Annotated in this window: 15 protein-coding genes and 2 pseudogenes; 15 read left to right on the forward strand and 2 right to left on the reverse strand. The window is 47.4% G+C overall.

Annotated elements, in window-relative coordinates; translation table 11 throughout:
- Positions 1 to 84 precede the first annotated feature (84 nt).
- From ACWAU4_RS05970 to traA, 15 genes and pseudogenes are all read left to right on the forward strand, one after another.
- The gene (locus ACWAU4_RS05970; RefSeq protein WP_161729450.1) at positions 85 to 366 is read left to right on the forward strand and encodes an ECs_2282 family putative zinc-binding protein; all 282 of its coding nucleotides are present in this window, start codon (positions 85 to 87) and stop codon (positions 364 to 366) included.
- Positions 366 to 839: a hypothetical protein gene (locus ACWAU4_RS05975; protein ID WP_001145412.1), complete on the forward strand. Its 474-nt coding sequence runs from the start codon at positions 366 to 368 to the stop codon at positions 837 to 839. Before ACWAU4_RS05970 ends, ACWAU4_RS05975 begins: the two co-directional genes overlap by 1 nt.
- Positions 840 to 958: 119 nt before the next feature.
- Positions 959 to 2,470 (forward strand): annotated as a pseudogene (gene mobH, locus ACWAU4_RS05980) (MobH family relaxase); the annotation flags it as partial.
- A 105-nt stretch (positions 2,471 to 2,575) separates the two neighbouring features.
- Positions 2,576 to 3,526: an IS30 family transposase gene (locus tag ACWAU4_RS05985; protein WP_115389073.1), complete on the forward strand. Its 951-nt coding sequence runs from the start codon at positions 2,576 to 2,578 to the stop codon at positions 3,524 to 3,526.
- Between the two features lie 37 nt (positions 3,527 to 3,563).
- Positions 3,564 to 4,202: pseudogene (locus ACWAU4_RS05990) on the forward strand (MobH family relaxase); the annotation flags it as partial.
- Between the two features lie 47 nt (positions 4,203 to 4,249).
- Positions 4,250 to 6,070, forward strand: a complete 1,821-nt coding sequence (gene traD, locus ACWAU4_RS05995; protein WP_454290488.1) for a conjugative transfer system coupling protein TraD — start codon at positions 4,250 to 4,252, stop codon at positions 6,068 to 6,070.
- 9 nt (positions 6,071 to 6,079) lie between these two features.
- Complete coding sequence (locus ACWAU4_RS06000; RefSeq protein WP_145573973.1) at positions 6,080 to 6,640, forward strand: conjugative transfer protein; 561 nt, start codon at positions 6,080 to 6,082, stop codon at positions 6,638 to 6,640.
- Positions 6,627 to 7,262, forward strand: coding sequence for a DUF4400 domain-containing protein (locus ACWAU4_RS06005; RefSeq protein ID WP_208150274.1), 636 nt, complete (start codon positions 6,627 to 6,629; stop codon positions 7,260 to 7,262). Before ACWAU4_RS06000 ends, ACWAU4_RS06005 begins: the two co-directional genes overlap by 14 nt.
- 138 nt (positions 7,263 to 7,400) lie before the next feature.
- Positions 7,401 to 8,507 carry a Fic family protein gene (locus ACWAU4_RS06010; RefSeq protein WP_233926412.1) on the forward strand — a complete coding sequence of 369 codons (1,107 nt, stop codon included), beginning with the start codon at positions 7,401 to 7,403 and terminating at the stop codon, positions 8,505 to 8,507.
- 189 nt (positions 8,508 to 8,696) lie between these two features.
- Positions 8,697 to 8,978 carry a type IV conjugative transfer system protein TraL gene (traL, locus tag ACWAU4_RS06015; protein ID WP_000433891.1) on the forward strand — a complete coding sequence of 94 codons (282 nt, stop codon included), beginning with the start codon at positions 8,697 to 8,699 and terminating at the stop codon, positions 8,976 to 8,978.
- Positions 8,975 to 9,601 carry a TraE/TraK family type IV conjugative transfer system protein gene (locus tag ACWAU4_RS06020; RefSeq protein ID WP_025441422.1) on the forward strand — a complete coding sequence of 209 codons (627 nt, stop codon included), beginning with the start codon at positions 8,975 to 8,977 and terminating at the stop codon, positions 9,599 to 9,601. Before traL ends, ACWAU4_RS06020 begins: the two co-directional genes overlap by 4 nt.
- On the forward strand, positions 9,585 to 10,481 hold the full coding sequence (locus tag ACWAU4_RS06025; RefSeq protein WP_032481087.1) for a TraK domain-containing protein: 897 nt from the start codon (positions 9,585 to 9,587) through the stop codon (positions 10,479 to 10,481). The genes ACWAU4_RS06020 and ACWAU4_RS06025 overlap by 17 nt, the downstream gene beginning before the upstream one ends.
- Positions 10,482 to 10,483: 2 nt before the next feature.
- Entirely contained in the window at positions 10,484 to 11,773 is a 1,290-nt protein-coding gene (locus ACWAU4_RS06030; RefSeq protein ID WP_454290489.1) for a TraB/VirB10 family protein, read from the forward strand.
- Positions 11,774 to 11,847: 74 nt separating this feature from the next.
- Positions 11,848 to 12,420, forward strand: a complete 573-nt coding sequence (gene traV / locus ACWAU4_RS06035; protein WP_001944091.1) for a type IV conjugative transfer system lipoprotein TraV — start codon at positions 11,848 to 11,850, stop codon at positions 12,418 to 12,420.
- A complete protein-coding gene (gene traA / locus ACWAU4_RS06040) occupies positions 12,417 to 12,803 on the forward strand; it encodes a TraA family conjugative transfer protein (RefSeq protein WP_000180225.1) in 387 nt (128 codons plus the stop codon). The genes traV and traA overlap by 4 nt, the downstream gene beginning before the upstream one ends.
- A 40-nt stretch (positions 12,804 to 12,843) precedes the next feature.
- On the opposite strand, the gene ACWAU4_RS06045 is transcribed toward traA, so the two are convergent.
- Together ACWAU4_RS06045 and ACWAU4_RS06050 are read right to left on the reverse strand one after the other, a co-directional pair.
- The gene (locus ACWAU4_RS06045) at positions 12,844 to 13,350 is read right to left on the reverse strand and encodes a GNAT family N-acetyltransferase (protein ID WP_454290490.1); all 507 of its coding nucleotides are present in this window, start codon (positions 13,348 to 13,350) and stop codon (positions 12,844 to 12,846) included.
- The gene (locus ACWAU4_RS06050) at positions 13,341 to 13,607 is read right to left on the reverse strand and encodes a type II toxin-antitoxin system TacA family antitoxin (protein ID WP_001963895.1); all 267 of its coding nucleotides are present in this window, start codon (positions 13,605 to 13,607) and stop codon (positions 13,341 to 13,343) included. Before ACWAU4_RS06050 ends, ACWAU4_RS06045 begins: the two co-directional genes overlap by 10 nt.
- Positions 13,608 to 14,281: the final 674 nt, after the last annotated feature.

Below are 14,281 nucleotides of genomic sequence, written 5' to 3' on the forward strand. Positions count from 1 at the left end.
AGCACCAAGAGAACTCCAAAATGAATTTTCAAGTTCTTGAATATATGCGATTAAATACGGCCACTAACATAACGGGAAGTTAGAATGAATCCTGAAAAATACAATAGAAGTATAAGCTTGCTTTGCCCGACTTGTGGCTGTTCAGACTTTTCGTACGAAGATGGTTGCGATGAAACAATACAAGTAATGACTTGTGCATCTTGTGGCCGAGAGTTCAATAAAGATGAGCTTATTCAAGAGAATAGCGAAAATATTGATGAGCACCTTTCTGAAATCAAGGAAGAAGTTTTAAAAGACGTTCAAGACGAACTACGTAAATCTTTGAAAAAGGCTTTTTCTGGTAGCAAGAATATAAGGATCAGGTAATGCCGGTAACTATTGATGCAGGTGATGTGATAGCTGGATTAGCTTTCCTTTTATCTGGCTACGCAACATGGCAGACGGTTAGCTTTAATAAAAGGCAGAAGTCACTTGTCGAAAGCCAGGAAAAGCTAAACACCATTCTCTTGGAAAAAGAAAATGAAGATGCTCTGAAAGGAAAGCAAGCTGACCTTGGTGCATCAATTATAAAACTTGGCAGCAGTAAGTATCGGCTTAAGGTTTGGAATAAAGGTGCTGCTACTGCAAGAAACGTCAGAATTGAGTTCCCCGAAGGTAACGATTTAGTTATTGAATCAGAAGTGACTGACAAATTTCCGATGGAAAGCCTCGAAAAGTATCAAGCCGTTGAGCTAATAGCCGCTGTTCATATGCAAACGAAACGAAAGCATGTTGTTCGGCTAGTTTGGGAAGATGATGCCCAGTCCTATAATGAAAAGCTGTCTTACCCTACGCTGTAATGTAACTGTCGATTCTCTCACTAGAGCTAAAACAACTACAGATAAATGCATATTTCTTTCGGCTATCTAACATCTTCAGTTGCTAAAGAACCTTCACACTATCGTGTCGGAGGTTCATCATGTTCAAAAACCTATTTTTTCAAACCAAAGCACTACCAGAGCTGTCATCTCAACTCGATGCAGAAATCCCACGCTACCCGCCATTCCTGAAGGGGTTGCCAGCTGCATCACCTGAAGATTTGCAGTCCACACAAGACGAGCTAATTGCCAAACTGCGCCAGGTACTTGGCTTTAACCAGCGTGATTTTCAACGTCTGATTCAGCCCTGCATTGACCATCTTGCTGCTTATGTTCATTTGTTGCCAGCTTCTGAGCATCATCATCACAGTGGTGCTGGCGGTTTATTACGTCATTCATTGGAAGTTGCTTTCTGGGCGGCACAAGCAGCTGAAAGGATCATCTTTGTTGCCAGTGGCACTCCAGTTGAGAAAAAAGAGCTAGAGCCAAGGTGGCGTGTTGCGGCGGCTCTTGGCGGTTTGTTCCATGATATTGGTAAGCCTGTTTCAGACTTGTCTATTACAGACGAAGATGGACGCTATCAGTGGAACCCTTTTTTAGAAACCTTATCCCAGTGGACCACTAATAATAGCATTGAACGCTACTTCATTCGCTGGCGCGATGGACGGTGCAAGCGGCACGAGCAATTTTCAATTTTGGTATTAAACCGGGTGATGACACCTGAGTTGCTCGCCTGGTTAACCCAGCCGGGCCCTGAAATTTTGCAAGCCATGCTGGAAGCAATTGGCAATACCGATCCCGAGCATGTCCTGTCTAAACTGGTCATTGAAGCTGACCAAACCAGTGTCCAGCGAGACCTGAAAGCTCAACGCATTTCCGTTGACGACAATGCCCTTGGTGTCCCAGTCGAACGCTATCTACTTGATGCCATGAGGCGATTGCTTGCCAGTTCCCAGTGGTTGGTCAATCAGCGAGATGCCAGAGTTTGGGTGCGAAAATTGAATCAATCAACCAATCTTTACCTGGTCTGGAAAAGTGCGGCTAAGGACATCATTGATCTATTGGCCAAAGACAAGATACCTGGCATCCCAAGAGATCCCGATACCCTTGCGGACATCCTCATTGAGCGAGGATTGGCCACTAAATCCGCCTCAAATGAGCGATACGAAAGCCTTGCCCCTGAAGTGCTGCTCAAAGACGGCAAGCCAATCTGGCTACCCATGCTGCATATATCTGAGGCCGATTTATTGTTCAGCTCGAATGTACCATGTGGTGTGACACTGTTTAACAAATCTGAGTGGGAAGCAACACAGAAAACACAAGAAGAGCCACAGAGTCGCTCCAGTGAGCATTCAGACTTGCCTGAAGCGTCATCATCAATCGAACTCAGTAATTCGGCTGAGTCCCCATCGTCAAAACCGTACGAACAAGATGATGAACTTCGTCATGCCAGTGATGTTAATCACCTTCAGGCAACTGAAAACGTTCCGGGTGATGGATGTGAAAAGCCTAACAATTCATATGATGGCGCTATCTCAAATAACGTAAACCAGCACGATGCAGAAGCATTGAATCTGCCTGAATCTTTGGCATGGCTCCCAGAGGCTAGTAGTCCCGAATTCAGATAATAAGTGCACCACTCATGGTTAAACGGTGAGGAGAGATCAACTGCCTGTTGGTGATACTCTGTAGTCGCCAAACAAACATGAGTAGTTACCATGAATTACAAGCAGTTGATCGAGGGACAACGATACCAGATTGAGGCCTATTTACGCGAGGGTTTCAGTTATCGGGAGATAGGAAAACGTCTGAAAGTCAGTCACAGCACAATCAGCCGGGAAGTAAATCGCAATCGAATTCGGGATAACCATTACTTGCCGGAAGTCGCTCAGGCGAAGGCACTAAAACGCCGTTGTCAGTCCGCGAAGTCTAGAATATCTGGACTGACCATCACCTTTGTTGAGTTCGGTCTCAATGAGAAGTGGAGTCCGGAACAAATAGCCGGTGTCGGTAAAATCATCGGATATAACGTCAGTCACGAGTGGATTTATGGCTATGTCCAGCGTGATAAATTATGCGGCGGCAAGTTGTACAAACAGCTACGCCAGAGTCACCGAAGATACCGTAAAGGTAACCGTGCGAAGCGTGTGATTATCCCGAATCGCGTAGGCATAGAGCATCGTCCCGCTATCGTGAACAAGAAAAAGCGGTTCGGAGACTGGGAAGCTGACACGGTTCTGGGCAAGCAAGGTACGGGCGCGATTGTTAGCCTGGTTGAGCGAAAAAGTAAGCTGTACCTGATACGCAAAGTGCCAGCGAAAAGCGCAGCCGATGTGGCCCGGGCCATGGTTGGTATGCTGTGGAAATATCGAGGTTATGTTCGAACTATCACTGCGGACAACGGCAGCGAGTTCTGTGACCACGAACAGGTCGCAGAAAAGCTTAAAACGGATGTCTACTTCGCTAACCCTTATTCGTCCTGGGAACGCGGACTGAATGAAAACTTCAACGGTTTGCTGCGGCAATACATACGGAAAGGCACCGATTTGCGGACGGTAACAGATAAGCAAATTAGTGAGATTGAACGGGCATTAAATGCCAGACCGAGAAAGTGCCTCGGCTTCAGGCAACCTATTGCGGTATTCAATGAATTACGCAAGGCAGCCTAATTTAGCGAGTGGTGCACTTCGGAGTTGAATTCGCGGTGCGTTGGTTATGGTTGATGAACAGATACTGATCCGCTATCCCGATGCCGTAAGACATTGGTGTGCTCCCCGAAAACTGCTTGCTGAACTCAGTCGATTAGATTGGCTTGAATTAGATCCCGCAAACCCGACACGTAAGGCCAGAACTATTACTACGAATGATGGCGTTCAGGAGCAAGGGTTGCTGCTGAAAGTATCTATTTCTAAAGGGCTTACTGCACTGATTGACCTTCCCAAACAAGACGCAGAATCAGTGACAGCAATTCAGAACGAAGAGGCTTCACCGCGACCGAGTCGAACTAAGACAACCAATGCCCAAGCAAAAGAACCTGCCACAAGAGCGGAGCGTAAGCAAAAGCCGATTGTGGCCAATGCGAACTCAAGTACAGACCCCAAACACGTGCAGCGGCAACAGATGGTTAGTTTTGTGAAAGATTTGCCCATCTTACTGACCGATGGCGATTACCCAGACGTGGATCATAGTGCCGATGGTATTCGCGTCACGATTCAAACCTTACGCCAAGTCGCCAATGAGCATGGTATTCCAGCCGGGCAATTGCTTCGGGGGATCTCGGCCAGTGACCAATGCCAGTTTGATGAGGGGGAAACGGTTCTGTTTACCGCTCACGCTAAACGTTAATCCTTTTGAAATTAAGCGATTGCAAACGGTTATTTTGGGGAGCATGAATGAAAGAAAACGCATACGAGATGCCCTGGCGCACGAACTATGAAGCCATGGCAGCAGCAGGTTGGCTAGTTGGGGCAACTGGGGCAATTGCAGCAGAAATACTTACTGAGTTACCACCTGAGCCATTTTGGTGGATGACAGGGATTTCCTCGGGCATGGCGTTGTATCGCCTGCCTGAGGCTTACCGTCTTTATAAGTTGCAGAAGGGGCTAAAAGGCAAACCTTTGGCTTTTATGGAGCTGTCGCATTTACAAAAGGTAATGGCAAAACATCCTGATGAATTGTGGTTAGGCTATGGCTTTGAGTGGGACCAACGTCATGCGCAACGCGCTTATGAAATATTAAAGCGGGATAAGCAAACCTTGCTTAACCAAGGTCACGGCAAACAAATGGGTTCGACCTGGATTCATGGTGTTGAGCCCAAAGAAGAAGATGTGTACCAGCCAGTTGGTCACACTGAGGGGCACACCTTAATTGTCGGCACGACCGGTGCCGGGAAAACCCGATGCTTTGATGCGATGATCACTCAGGCCATTTTGCGTAATGAAGCCGTGATTATTATTGACCCTAAGGGAGACAAGGAACTTAAGGATAATGCACAGCGAGCCTGTATTGCCGCCGGTAGTCCTGAGCGCTTTGTGTATTTTCATCCGGGTTTTCCAGAGCATTCAGTACGTCTAAATCCCCTGAGGAACTTTAACCGGGGTACTGAAATTGCCAGCCGAATTGCGGCATTAATCCCCTCTGAAACCGGTGCTGATCCATTTAAAGCCTTTGGCCAAATGGCACTGAATAACATAGTGCAAGGTTTGTTGCTTACGTCACAACGTCCTGATCTGAAAACGTTGAGGCGATTCTTGGAAGGTGGCCCAGAAGGCTTGGTAGTAAAAGCCGTTACGGCCTGGGGGGAGCAGGTGTATCCGAACTTTAGTGTGGAGATTAAGCGCTTTACCGAAAAGGCCAATACCTTGGCTAAACAAGCTATGGCGATGCTGCTATTTTACTACGAACGCATTCAGCCCGTTGCCGCCAATACTGATTTAGAGGGCCTTTTGAGCATGTTTGAACATGACAGAACCCACTATTCCAAGATGGTGGCCTCATTGATGCCGGTGCTCAATATGCTCACATCAAGTGAACTAGGTCCATTGCTATCACCGCTTGCAAACGATGTGGATGACAGCCGGCTAATTACGGATTCTGGCCGTATTATCAACAATGCCCAAGTGGCCTATATCGGGTTGGATTCATTGACCGACGCCATGGTTGGCAGCGCCATTGGTTCGTTGCTTTTATCCGATCTCACCGCCGTGGCCGGTGACCGCTATAACTATGGTGTTGAAAATCGTCCCGTAAATATTTTCATCGATGAGGCTGCTGAAGTCGTCAACGATCCCTTCATTCAACTGCTCAACAAAGGTCGTGGCGCAAAAATGCGTTGTGTGATTGCTACTCAGACCTTTGCTGACTTTGCAGCTCGAACAGGCAGTGAAGCTAAGGCTCGCCAGGTGTTAGGTAACATCAACAACTTGATAGCCCTTCGGGTGATGGACGCCGAAACGCAGCAGTATATTACTGACAATCTGCCTAAGACTCGGTTGCAGTACATCATGCAAACTCAAGGTATGTCGTCCAACTCGGACAGCCCCGCGTTGTTTACCGGCAATCATGGCGAACGCTTGATGGAGGAAGAAGGCGATATGTTTCCACCGCAGTTATTAGGCCAGCTTCCCAACCTGGAGTACATCGCCAAGCTTTCAGGTGGCCGCGTGATCAAAGGCCGCATTCCTATTTTAACCAGCTCTACACAGGCAGCATAAGGAGTCTGTATGCATCATTCTGTCTGTCTGAAAATGACAACACTTACCAGTAAAGAAATGCTCGCTCAGTGGCAGCAACATAACCCTCAATTCAAGGAAGCCTTAAGACTGCTTGAAACCGACTGGCCTCATGCTTTGGCTTCAGTGCACTGTTTGGCGGACTATTTAACGGATGCGCTCACTTTAGATGGCCATTCCATCTTTGATTTGTGTCTGTGCAATGGCTTGGGTAGTTATGAAGAAGTCAGTTGTGATGATGACAGTGTACGACTGTGGCATTTCATTGAGGCACTTACCTGGACTGCCGCCAGTGCTTTAACGGGGATTCGCCTGCGTGATCCTGACCATTTCGAGTGGGCTGCCGTAGATGGTGTGTATTTCTACTCCTGGATTCGTAATCGTCCAAATCGGATGGCGTATTTGGCTGAAGGACGCATCGATGTGCGTTATGTCAGCGGTCATACGACGACAAAGCGGCTTCAACAAGTGATTAAAGCCCGGATTATGACGCCAACCGTTGCAGCCATGCTGGCGCGAGTTGAAGAGGATGTTTGGCATGAGCAAGCATAAGTCGGTTTGGCTACTGTGTCTGGCACTGATGCTGGAGATTATTGCTATTGGCGTGTTAGTGCCCGGTGATTGGACTGGCCGGGTCATCAGTAAAGAGAAGCTGATGATCCAAAACCAATTGGGCGCACAAACAAGCTATTGGATTGGTCAAACTAGCCATCGCTGGTATCAATCATGGGTTGTGGATACGCAGATGGAGCAATCTGTGCGTGATTTTCTAATCCCCACTGAAGAGCAGCGACTGCGCTCTAAAGGGATGGAGAACATGGGAGGCTTTTGGTTTGTCTGGGTAGAAGACCGTATTCAGGCATTTTTTGATGTGTTGTACCAAGTGTTCACTCGATTTGCTTTGCTGATGGTCTGGTTGCCCTTTGCGCTTATTCTCATGTTACCGGCGCTGTGGGACGGATTGATGACCTGGAAGATTAAGAAGACAACCTTTGATTTTTCGAGCCCTATCATTCACCGCTACAGCATGATTATCCTGGGCTCAGGCGTTATTTTGCTGTTTATGGGATTGTTCGCCCCGCTGGCTATTCCACCGGTGGTGTTACCGTCGCTGATCATCGGCTTGGCATTGATGGCGGGGTTGGCGTTAAGTCACTTGCAGAAGAAGATTTGAGGCCTCGGTTAATGGCCACCAAGACAGGATGATATGAATATCTGGCTTATTCCTATCATCATTTGATTCGATTGTGGGTTTGATTCGAATCATGCTATGATTTGAATAGACTGTTGTTTAAATCAAAAAGGCGACAAGATGTGGATCTGGCAACAAGCTGACTGGCCGAACTTTATCTGGGATGAAAAAGTCATTGAACCCAAGTTACGCGACATTCGCTTTCACCAAGGAATGTTGTTGGGCAAGATGTCGAGCCAACCTAAAGACCAAAGGCAAAGTATGTTAGACACGCTATTGGCGAACATTATTCATTCGAGTGCCATTGAAGGTGAGAAGCTCAATGCTTTTTCTGTTCGCTCGTCCTTGGCCAATAAGCTTGGTCTTTCTGAAGAAAAACCATTTCCAACTACTGAACGCACTGATGGCTTAGCAGAAATAATGTTAGATGCGGTGGAGAATTTAGACTCGCTGCTCTCACTTGAAAGAATATTGCAGTGGCATAAACGACTGTTTCCTGAGGGTTACACCTTGTTCAATCCTGTTATAGGAGGGCAGTTGCGCGGGGACGAGCCAATGCAGGTTGTGTCGGGAAGAATAGATAAACCCAAGGTGCATTTTGAAGCACCGAGCCGAGATGTGCTTGAGTCAGAACTAGACGTGTTTATCCGCTGGTTTAATGACTCTCGTGAGGACCCCGCTTTAGACCCTTTGCTTAGGGCTGCGATAACGCACTTTTGGTTCGTGACGCTCCACCCTTTGGATGACGGCAATGGCAGGATCACCCGCTTACTCACTGATTTGGCGCTGGCCCAGGCTGAGCGTCAATCTGTCCGTTTCTATGCAATGTCAGTGGCGATTTTAGCCAACCGTAAAAGCTACTACGAAATATTAGAGCAATCCCAGAAAGGTGAACTTGATATTACCGCTTGGCTTATGTGGTTTTTAAACACCTTAGGTGAAACATTCACCAATGTGCTTGAAGAAATCGACCAAACGGTTTTTAAAACAAACTTCTGGCGAAATGTCGATCAAACGCGACTGTCCTCGGAACAAGTAAAAGTGCTCAATCGAATGCTTGATGGAGATTTTGACCAAGGCATTAATACGTCGCAATATCATAAAGTGGCGAAAGTGAGTAAGCCAACCGCTTCTCGTCATTTAGCGGCTTTGGTCGAGCTTGGTTGCTTGGTAAAAAGTGAAGCCGGGGGGAGGAGTACTCGTTATAAGCTCGCGCACTTGTGTTAAAAACACGAAGATTGAGAGCCAATTATCGTGCACTAATTGTAACCCTTAAGGTTGCGATATCAATCTGATTGTAAGTACAGAATCACTAAGCCACCTCAAAACCTTCAAGAATTCGGCATCTAGCTGACCACTGAACCTGTCAATCTCAAGGCATCCTTCACTTCTCAATACAAACAACGAGGAGTGACTATGGAACCTGTGAGTATTCCGTCCTATATCGATGACCCGCCGCACTTCCTGCTTTGGAGTGCCGATGAAATGGCTCCCATTCTGTTGGGGCTAGTGATCGGCATTTTTACCGGTAATGCCTTGGTTTTATGCCTGTTGGGGTTGGTGACAACCAAGCTCTATCGGCGTTTTCGTGATGGTCGCCCAGATGGTTTTATTCTTCACGCCATCTACTGGGCTGGGCTGTTGCCAACCAAAGCCAAGACGATCCCTAACCCATTTATCAGGAGCTATCTGCCGTGAAGTTCGACGTGTTTTTAAAATCATGGCAAGGCACGCAATTAGAGAACCGATGGCAGCGGTTCCTGATTGCGGTGCTGGTGCTATCTAACTTGCTGCTTGCGATAGCGGCATTTTCTCGCAATACCGTGGTAGCTATTCAACCACCAACCTTGTCTGAAACGGCTGAAGTGTCACGAAACCAAGCCACTCAACCTTACCTTGAATCCTGGGGACTCTACCTGGCTGAGCTTATGGGCAACGTGACGCCGGGTAATGTGTCTTTCATCCGGGTTGCCATTGAGCCGCTACTTTCTCCAGCGGTGTACCAGCAAGTGGTCGATGCACTGGAGATTCAGGCAAGACAGATCCGTGAAGACCGAGTCACGCTCAAATTCCAACCCAGACAAGTGGAGTATGAGTATGAAACCGGCCATGTCTTTGTGACCGGTTATTCCTTGGTTTCTGGGCCATCTGGAGATGAACAGCGCCAAACTCGCACCTATGAGTTTGACATCGATATTGAGCAATACCGTCCAAAGCTCAGTTGGATGGATACGTATGAGGGGCAAGCTAGAACGAAGCGCGTTCGTGAAAAGTTGACTCAAGAGCAAAACCGGAGGGTGAATGATGCGAACCAAAATTAGTCGATGGATAACACCAAGCTTAATCGTAATGAGCTTAAGTGGCGTCCTATTATCTCAAGCGTCGTATGCAGACGTGGAATTGCCGATTGTGCCAGCCAGTGTAATGAAGCAGTCTGCTACTGCAAATCCACCGACTCAAACCAATACGGCTTCAACGGATGTGCCAACAACGCTGCTGATGACGCCGGGGATTAATGAACTGATCCCTGTAGCACTTGGCCATCTGAATCGAATTGTGACGCCGTTTGAATCGCCTCAGGTGAGAACAACCAGTGATGCTCAGACGCAAATCAAGGGGAATGTTGTATATGTGGCCACGGACAAAGAATCACCGGTTTCACTTTACATCACTCCGCCTGGTCAGGAAGCGCCCGCGTTATCTGTCACCTTAGTACCTCGTCGTATTCCACCGCGTGAAATCACCTTAGCTATTGATGGTCAGCAGTGGCCTATTAAGGGCGTCGTGAACCGAAAAGCCGCCACTTGGGAAACGGCTCAGCCATACGTCGATAGCTTACGTGATTTACTCAGACGCCTTGCACTAAATGAGTTACCACAAGGCTATGACATCCGTTTAGCTGGCCAAACTGACACAAGCCCGAAATGTTTTCAGCCGGGCTTAAAGTTTGGCTTTAAGCAGGGGCAAATTGTGACGGGACATTACTTCACAGTCTATGTAGGACTGGTTGAAAGCTTTGCCGATGAGCCGATAGAAGCCAGTGAAATAGCCTGTCATGCACCAGATATAGTGGCAAGCGCCTACTGGCCTCGCAATATCTTGTTGCCGGGTGAAAAGACTGAGTTGTATGTGGTTGTTCGCAATCATCGTGAAGAACCGGTGGAAAGTCAGCGACCTTCGCTTCTTGTGGGAGGTAAGTAACGATGAAAGCACAATGGGAACAAATGAGCCCGAACATGAAGCGGGGTCTATCGGTTGCTGGTATTGCTGGTGGTCTCATCCTTATGGTGATGGTGTTTTCACCTAATCCTGACGATGGCTCAAGCAGTCGGAACCGGCAGGAAACGATCCGGCACATTCTTACGGATACCAATACTCGTGATGTTGGGATCGATAGTTTGGCTGCGAACGTAAAACTACTTAGTGAGCGCAATGAACAGTTACGTCGTGAAGTTGAGCGCTTGCGTCGTGACGTCGATTCAGGACGGCTAAGCCCAGGTTCACCTTCTATACCAAGTGAGGTCAATGCGGAGCTGGCCCGCCTTAGAGCGGAACTTGATGATGTTCGCGCAGGAGGTGATGCAGCAGTTGAAGGCACAAATAGCCGTTTTGAAGTGCCTTTATCTGCCATGGAATTGCCTAAAGACGAAAAGCCACTGCCGTCTAACCCAGACGACTATTTTGCCAATGCGCCGCTGCCTGCTCCGCTCTATCAGCAGCCAGCCAATAGCCAATGTACACGAGCTCGGGATGTTCCATTGCTGCCAATCACGATTCGTATGATTGAGCCTGAAGTGGTTACTGAACCAGAGGTTGTTGTGCAAGAAGCGCCGCCTTTGTACCTACCGGCGGGCAGCATCATCTCAGGTACTTTGATCACAGGTTTGGATGCTCCTACTCATGAGTCCGCAAGACGCGAACCTTTTCCAGCATTGCTGAGGATTCAAAAGGAAGCCATTTTACCCAACCGATTTAGAGCGGATATCAAAGAGTGTTTCTTGATCGCCGCAGGTTACGGTGATTTGAGCTCTGAGCGTGCTTATTTGCGAGGCGAGACCATTTCATGTGTGAGAGAAGATGGTGGCGTAATTGAAACACGACTGGATTCTTATGCCGTGGGTGAAGATGGCAAAGCCGGTATTCGTGGCCGATTAGTGTCGAAACAAGGCCAGCTGGTGGCCAAATCGATGATGGCCGGATTCCTTCAGGGCTTGGCTGGCGCATTTGATGTGAATCCTGTACCAACGATTCAGACAGGTAATGCCGGTGATACTCAGCTGTTCCAGCAAGTCATGAGCCAAGAAGCATTACAAGGCGCTGCGATTAAAGGCACAGGTAAAGCATTGGATCGAGTGGCCAAGTTCTATTTGGACATGGCTGAAAATATGTTCCCAGTCATAGAGGTAGACGCTGCAAGGAAAATTGAAGTCATAGTCACTCGTGGTGCCTCGTTGTCGTTGGCCGCTTCGCAAGGGGGAGGTGCAAGAAGATGAAAAAATCCTGCATGTTGCTAACCGATCGAAGTCCGTTTCAGACAATAAGATGTGTATCCAGAGGAGAGTTAACCATGACGACATCAATGCAGAACAACCCAAAGCACCAGTCAAAACAGTGGTCTAAAGCTGGATTACTTTTATTGGCAGTCGGCTCAACCTTATTGTCTGGCTGTAGTTCATTGGGTCTTGGGAGTAGTGAATATGGATGCCCAGGTATGCCTGACGGTGTGCGCTGTTTATCCGCTCGTGAAGTCTATGAGCTTACCAGTAATGGGGCTGCACCCAAGACGATTGATGCTGTGGCGACTCGAATTGGTTCTCCCTCTGGGTATTCACAATCTGATTTAGAGACAGGGCTGCTGAGCCATCCAGCATTACCTGAGACGCAGCAATCTGCACCTATTCGCATTCCTTCAAGGGTGATGCGGATTTGGATTGCGCCTTGGGAGGATGACCGTGGAGATCTGAATTTATCCAGCTACGTGTTTACCGAAATTGAACCGCGCCGGTGGGATATTGGGGTGTCAGCACCTCGAACGGTTTCGCCAGTGCTACGTCCACTTCAGACTCAAAGCGATTCAGCCTCAGCGGGAGCAGATGGTAAGCGCGATAACTTGAGTATCTACGGAGAAACTAACGAATGACAAATGCAGTTCGCACCATTCAAACTCAGCGCCTCATGACCATTGGTGCGCTTGGTTTAATGGCGTTAATGATTTCGGAGCCCTCATTTGCGGGCACCGGTGGTGATGCTTTCACTGATGTGTGGGATACCCTAAAAGATTGGACCCAAGGTACTTTGGGACGGATCGTAGCGGGAGCCATGGTTCTGGTGGGTATTGTGGGCGGTATCGCTCGCCAAAGCTTGATGGCTTTTGCCTTGGGCATTGGTGGCGGTATGGGTCTCTACAATACGCCAACCGTCGTTGAAAGTGTTATGTCTGCAACCTTACCTGTTGTTGCTAGCACTCAAGAAGTCATTGGCACAACTGTTCCAGCAATCAGCGCCGTTTTACTGGGCACCTGATAATATTGACGGCTTCTCTTGCGAAAGGGGAACCGTCATCTCAGTCTATCGACAATGATTTTTCGATATCGCAGATCCTTGCCATGAGTACTAAAGGATCAAACGTCGATTCTTTAAAGCCAAATTTCTTGTAAAACGTTTGCGCACTGCTATCAATCGCGTGGACTAAGATGCCTGCTCCACCGACAGCGTTCATTGCTTGTACTGAGCGAATGATGCAATCTTTTAAAAGACCTGCCGCAATGCCTTGACCTTGATAGGCGTTATCCACACCAAGCCTGGCTAGAATCACCATGGGAATGGGATCTGGGCTATTTCTTCTTAATGAACTGAAAGCTTGCTCTCTGGAAACTGATCCCATGGCAATGGCATAGTACCCAGCCACTTGATGGGCGTCAGTGTCATTGACCACATACACTCTCGCGGTTCCCCGTTTTTGACTCTTTAACGCCTGTTTTCTTAACCAAGAATCGAGTTCTTCGATGCCACATTGAAAGGCGTTAATCTCGTGCTCATCAGTGAGTAGGGTTGGTGCACTTATTCCCAAGGCGCTTTCCTTTTAAACAGATCTTTCATGCCCTCAAGAGTCTGAGGCTCAGCACGAAGTTCGTTATCAAACGCTTCAAAAGCCTTTGCTTCAAGAACAAAATCCCGCTGTTCGGCCAGTACGTTATGCGCTTCATTGAGCGCGGCTTGCTGAATGAATACGGTTCTATCAACTTTTTTTAAACTTGCTGCGGCATCGATGATGTCTCTTACCGATGGCAGTACTCGCATGTTGATTGGCGCTGTCTTTGTAGCCATGAGGTCATCCTATGTATATCTAATTAATACACAGTTTAAACAGTTTTTGTGTATAGTCAACAGATACACGTTATCTTTTGGGGTCTGTGATAGGGAAAAGTAGTTGTAGTTGATTGGATTATGACCGTAGCTTGGATGTATATTGCTTGGCAGAGGCCCCAAAAGTAGTTGTTCAACCATTATGCAAAGTATCATCGTTAACTAAATGTGTATTTCGGCCAACTCGTTTTAAGTCTCTGTACAAGTTTACAAGAATGACTTAAAAAAGTGTCAAATTTGTTGACTTGGTTTCTAGGTGAGCGATTAAAAGGCTCTGGTTAGTTTACGGCGTGATAAATTTTAACACTTAGAGTGTGAAAAACTGGGTTCGGCTAAACCGGTTGGCTAGCTGTGGCGCTGTCTGCGCTTACAGGTGTTGAAAGTGTTGTCTTTGTAATCTTACTTGTGTTTGCTAGCACTTATTAGGTGATTGATGAAAGTGCCGCTTTACTTTTACAGTCCTGTCTCTCAGTACTCATGTACTGGCAACAGAGTGGTTATAGTAACTTGAGAATATAAGTAAACTATGTCAAAATTACAACCTTTAGTTCTATCCGTTATAAAGGTAAACACTTTGCGTATTACGCCACCTTAGGCGCTCACTCCTCCTTAAAGTCACATCTCTCAACGTGACA

The sequence above is a fragment of the Shewanella sp. FeAMO genome, from assembly GCF_053653955.1.

Coding starts and splice junctions, on each gene's coding strand:
- ACWAU4_RS05970 (WP_161729450.1), top strand. CDS start 85: ATGAATCCTGAAAAATACAATAGAAGTATAAGCTTGCTTTGCCCGACT.
- ACWAU4_RS05975 (WP_001145412.1), top strand. CDS start 366: ATGCCGGTAACTATTGATGCAGGTGATGTGATAGCTGGATTAGCTTTC.
- ACWAU4_RS05985 (WP_115389073.1), top strand. CDS start 2,576: ATGAATTACAAGCAGTTGATCGAGGGACAACGATACCAGATTGAGGCC.
- traD (WP_454290488.1), top strand. CDS start 4,250: ATGAAAGAAAACGCATACGAGATGCCCTGGCGCACGAACTATGAAGCC.
- ACWAU4_RS06000 (WP_145573973.1), top strand. CDS start 6,080: ATGCATCATTCTGTCTGTCTGAAAATGACAACACTTACCAGTAAAGAA.
- ACWAU4_RS06005 (WP_208150274.1), top strand. CDS start 6,627: ATGAGCAAGCATAAGTCGGTTTGGCTACTGTGTCTGGCACTGATGCTG.
- ACWAU4_RS06010 (WP_233926412.1), top strand. CDS start 7,401: ATGTGGATCTGGCAACAAGCTGACTGGCCGAACTTTATCTGGGATGAA.
- traL (WP_000433891.1), top strand. CDS start 8,697: ATGGAACCTGTGAGTATTCCGTCCTATATCGATGACCCGCCGCACTTC.
- ACWAU4_RS06025 (WP_032481087.1), top strand. CDS start 9,585: ATGCGAACCAAAATTAGTCGATGGATAACACCAAGCTTAATCGTAATG.
- ACWAU4_RS06030 (WP_454290489.1), top strand. CDS start 10,484: ATGAAAGCACAATGGGAACAAATGAGCCCGAACATGAAGCGGGGTCTA.
- traV (WP_001944091.1), top strand. CDS start 11,848: ATGACGACATCAATGCAGAACAACCCAAAGCACCAGTCAAAACAGTGG.
- traA (WP_000180225.1), top strand. CDS start 12,417: ATGACAAATGCAGTTCGCACCATTCAAACTCAGCGCCTCATGACCATT.
- ACWAU4_RS06050 (WP_001963895.1), bottom strand. CDS start 13,607: ATGGCTACAAAGACAGCGCCAATCAACATGCGAGTACTGCCATCGGTA.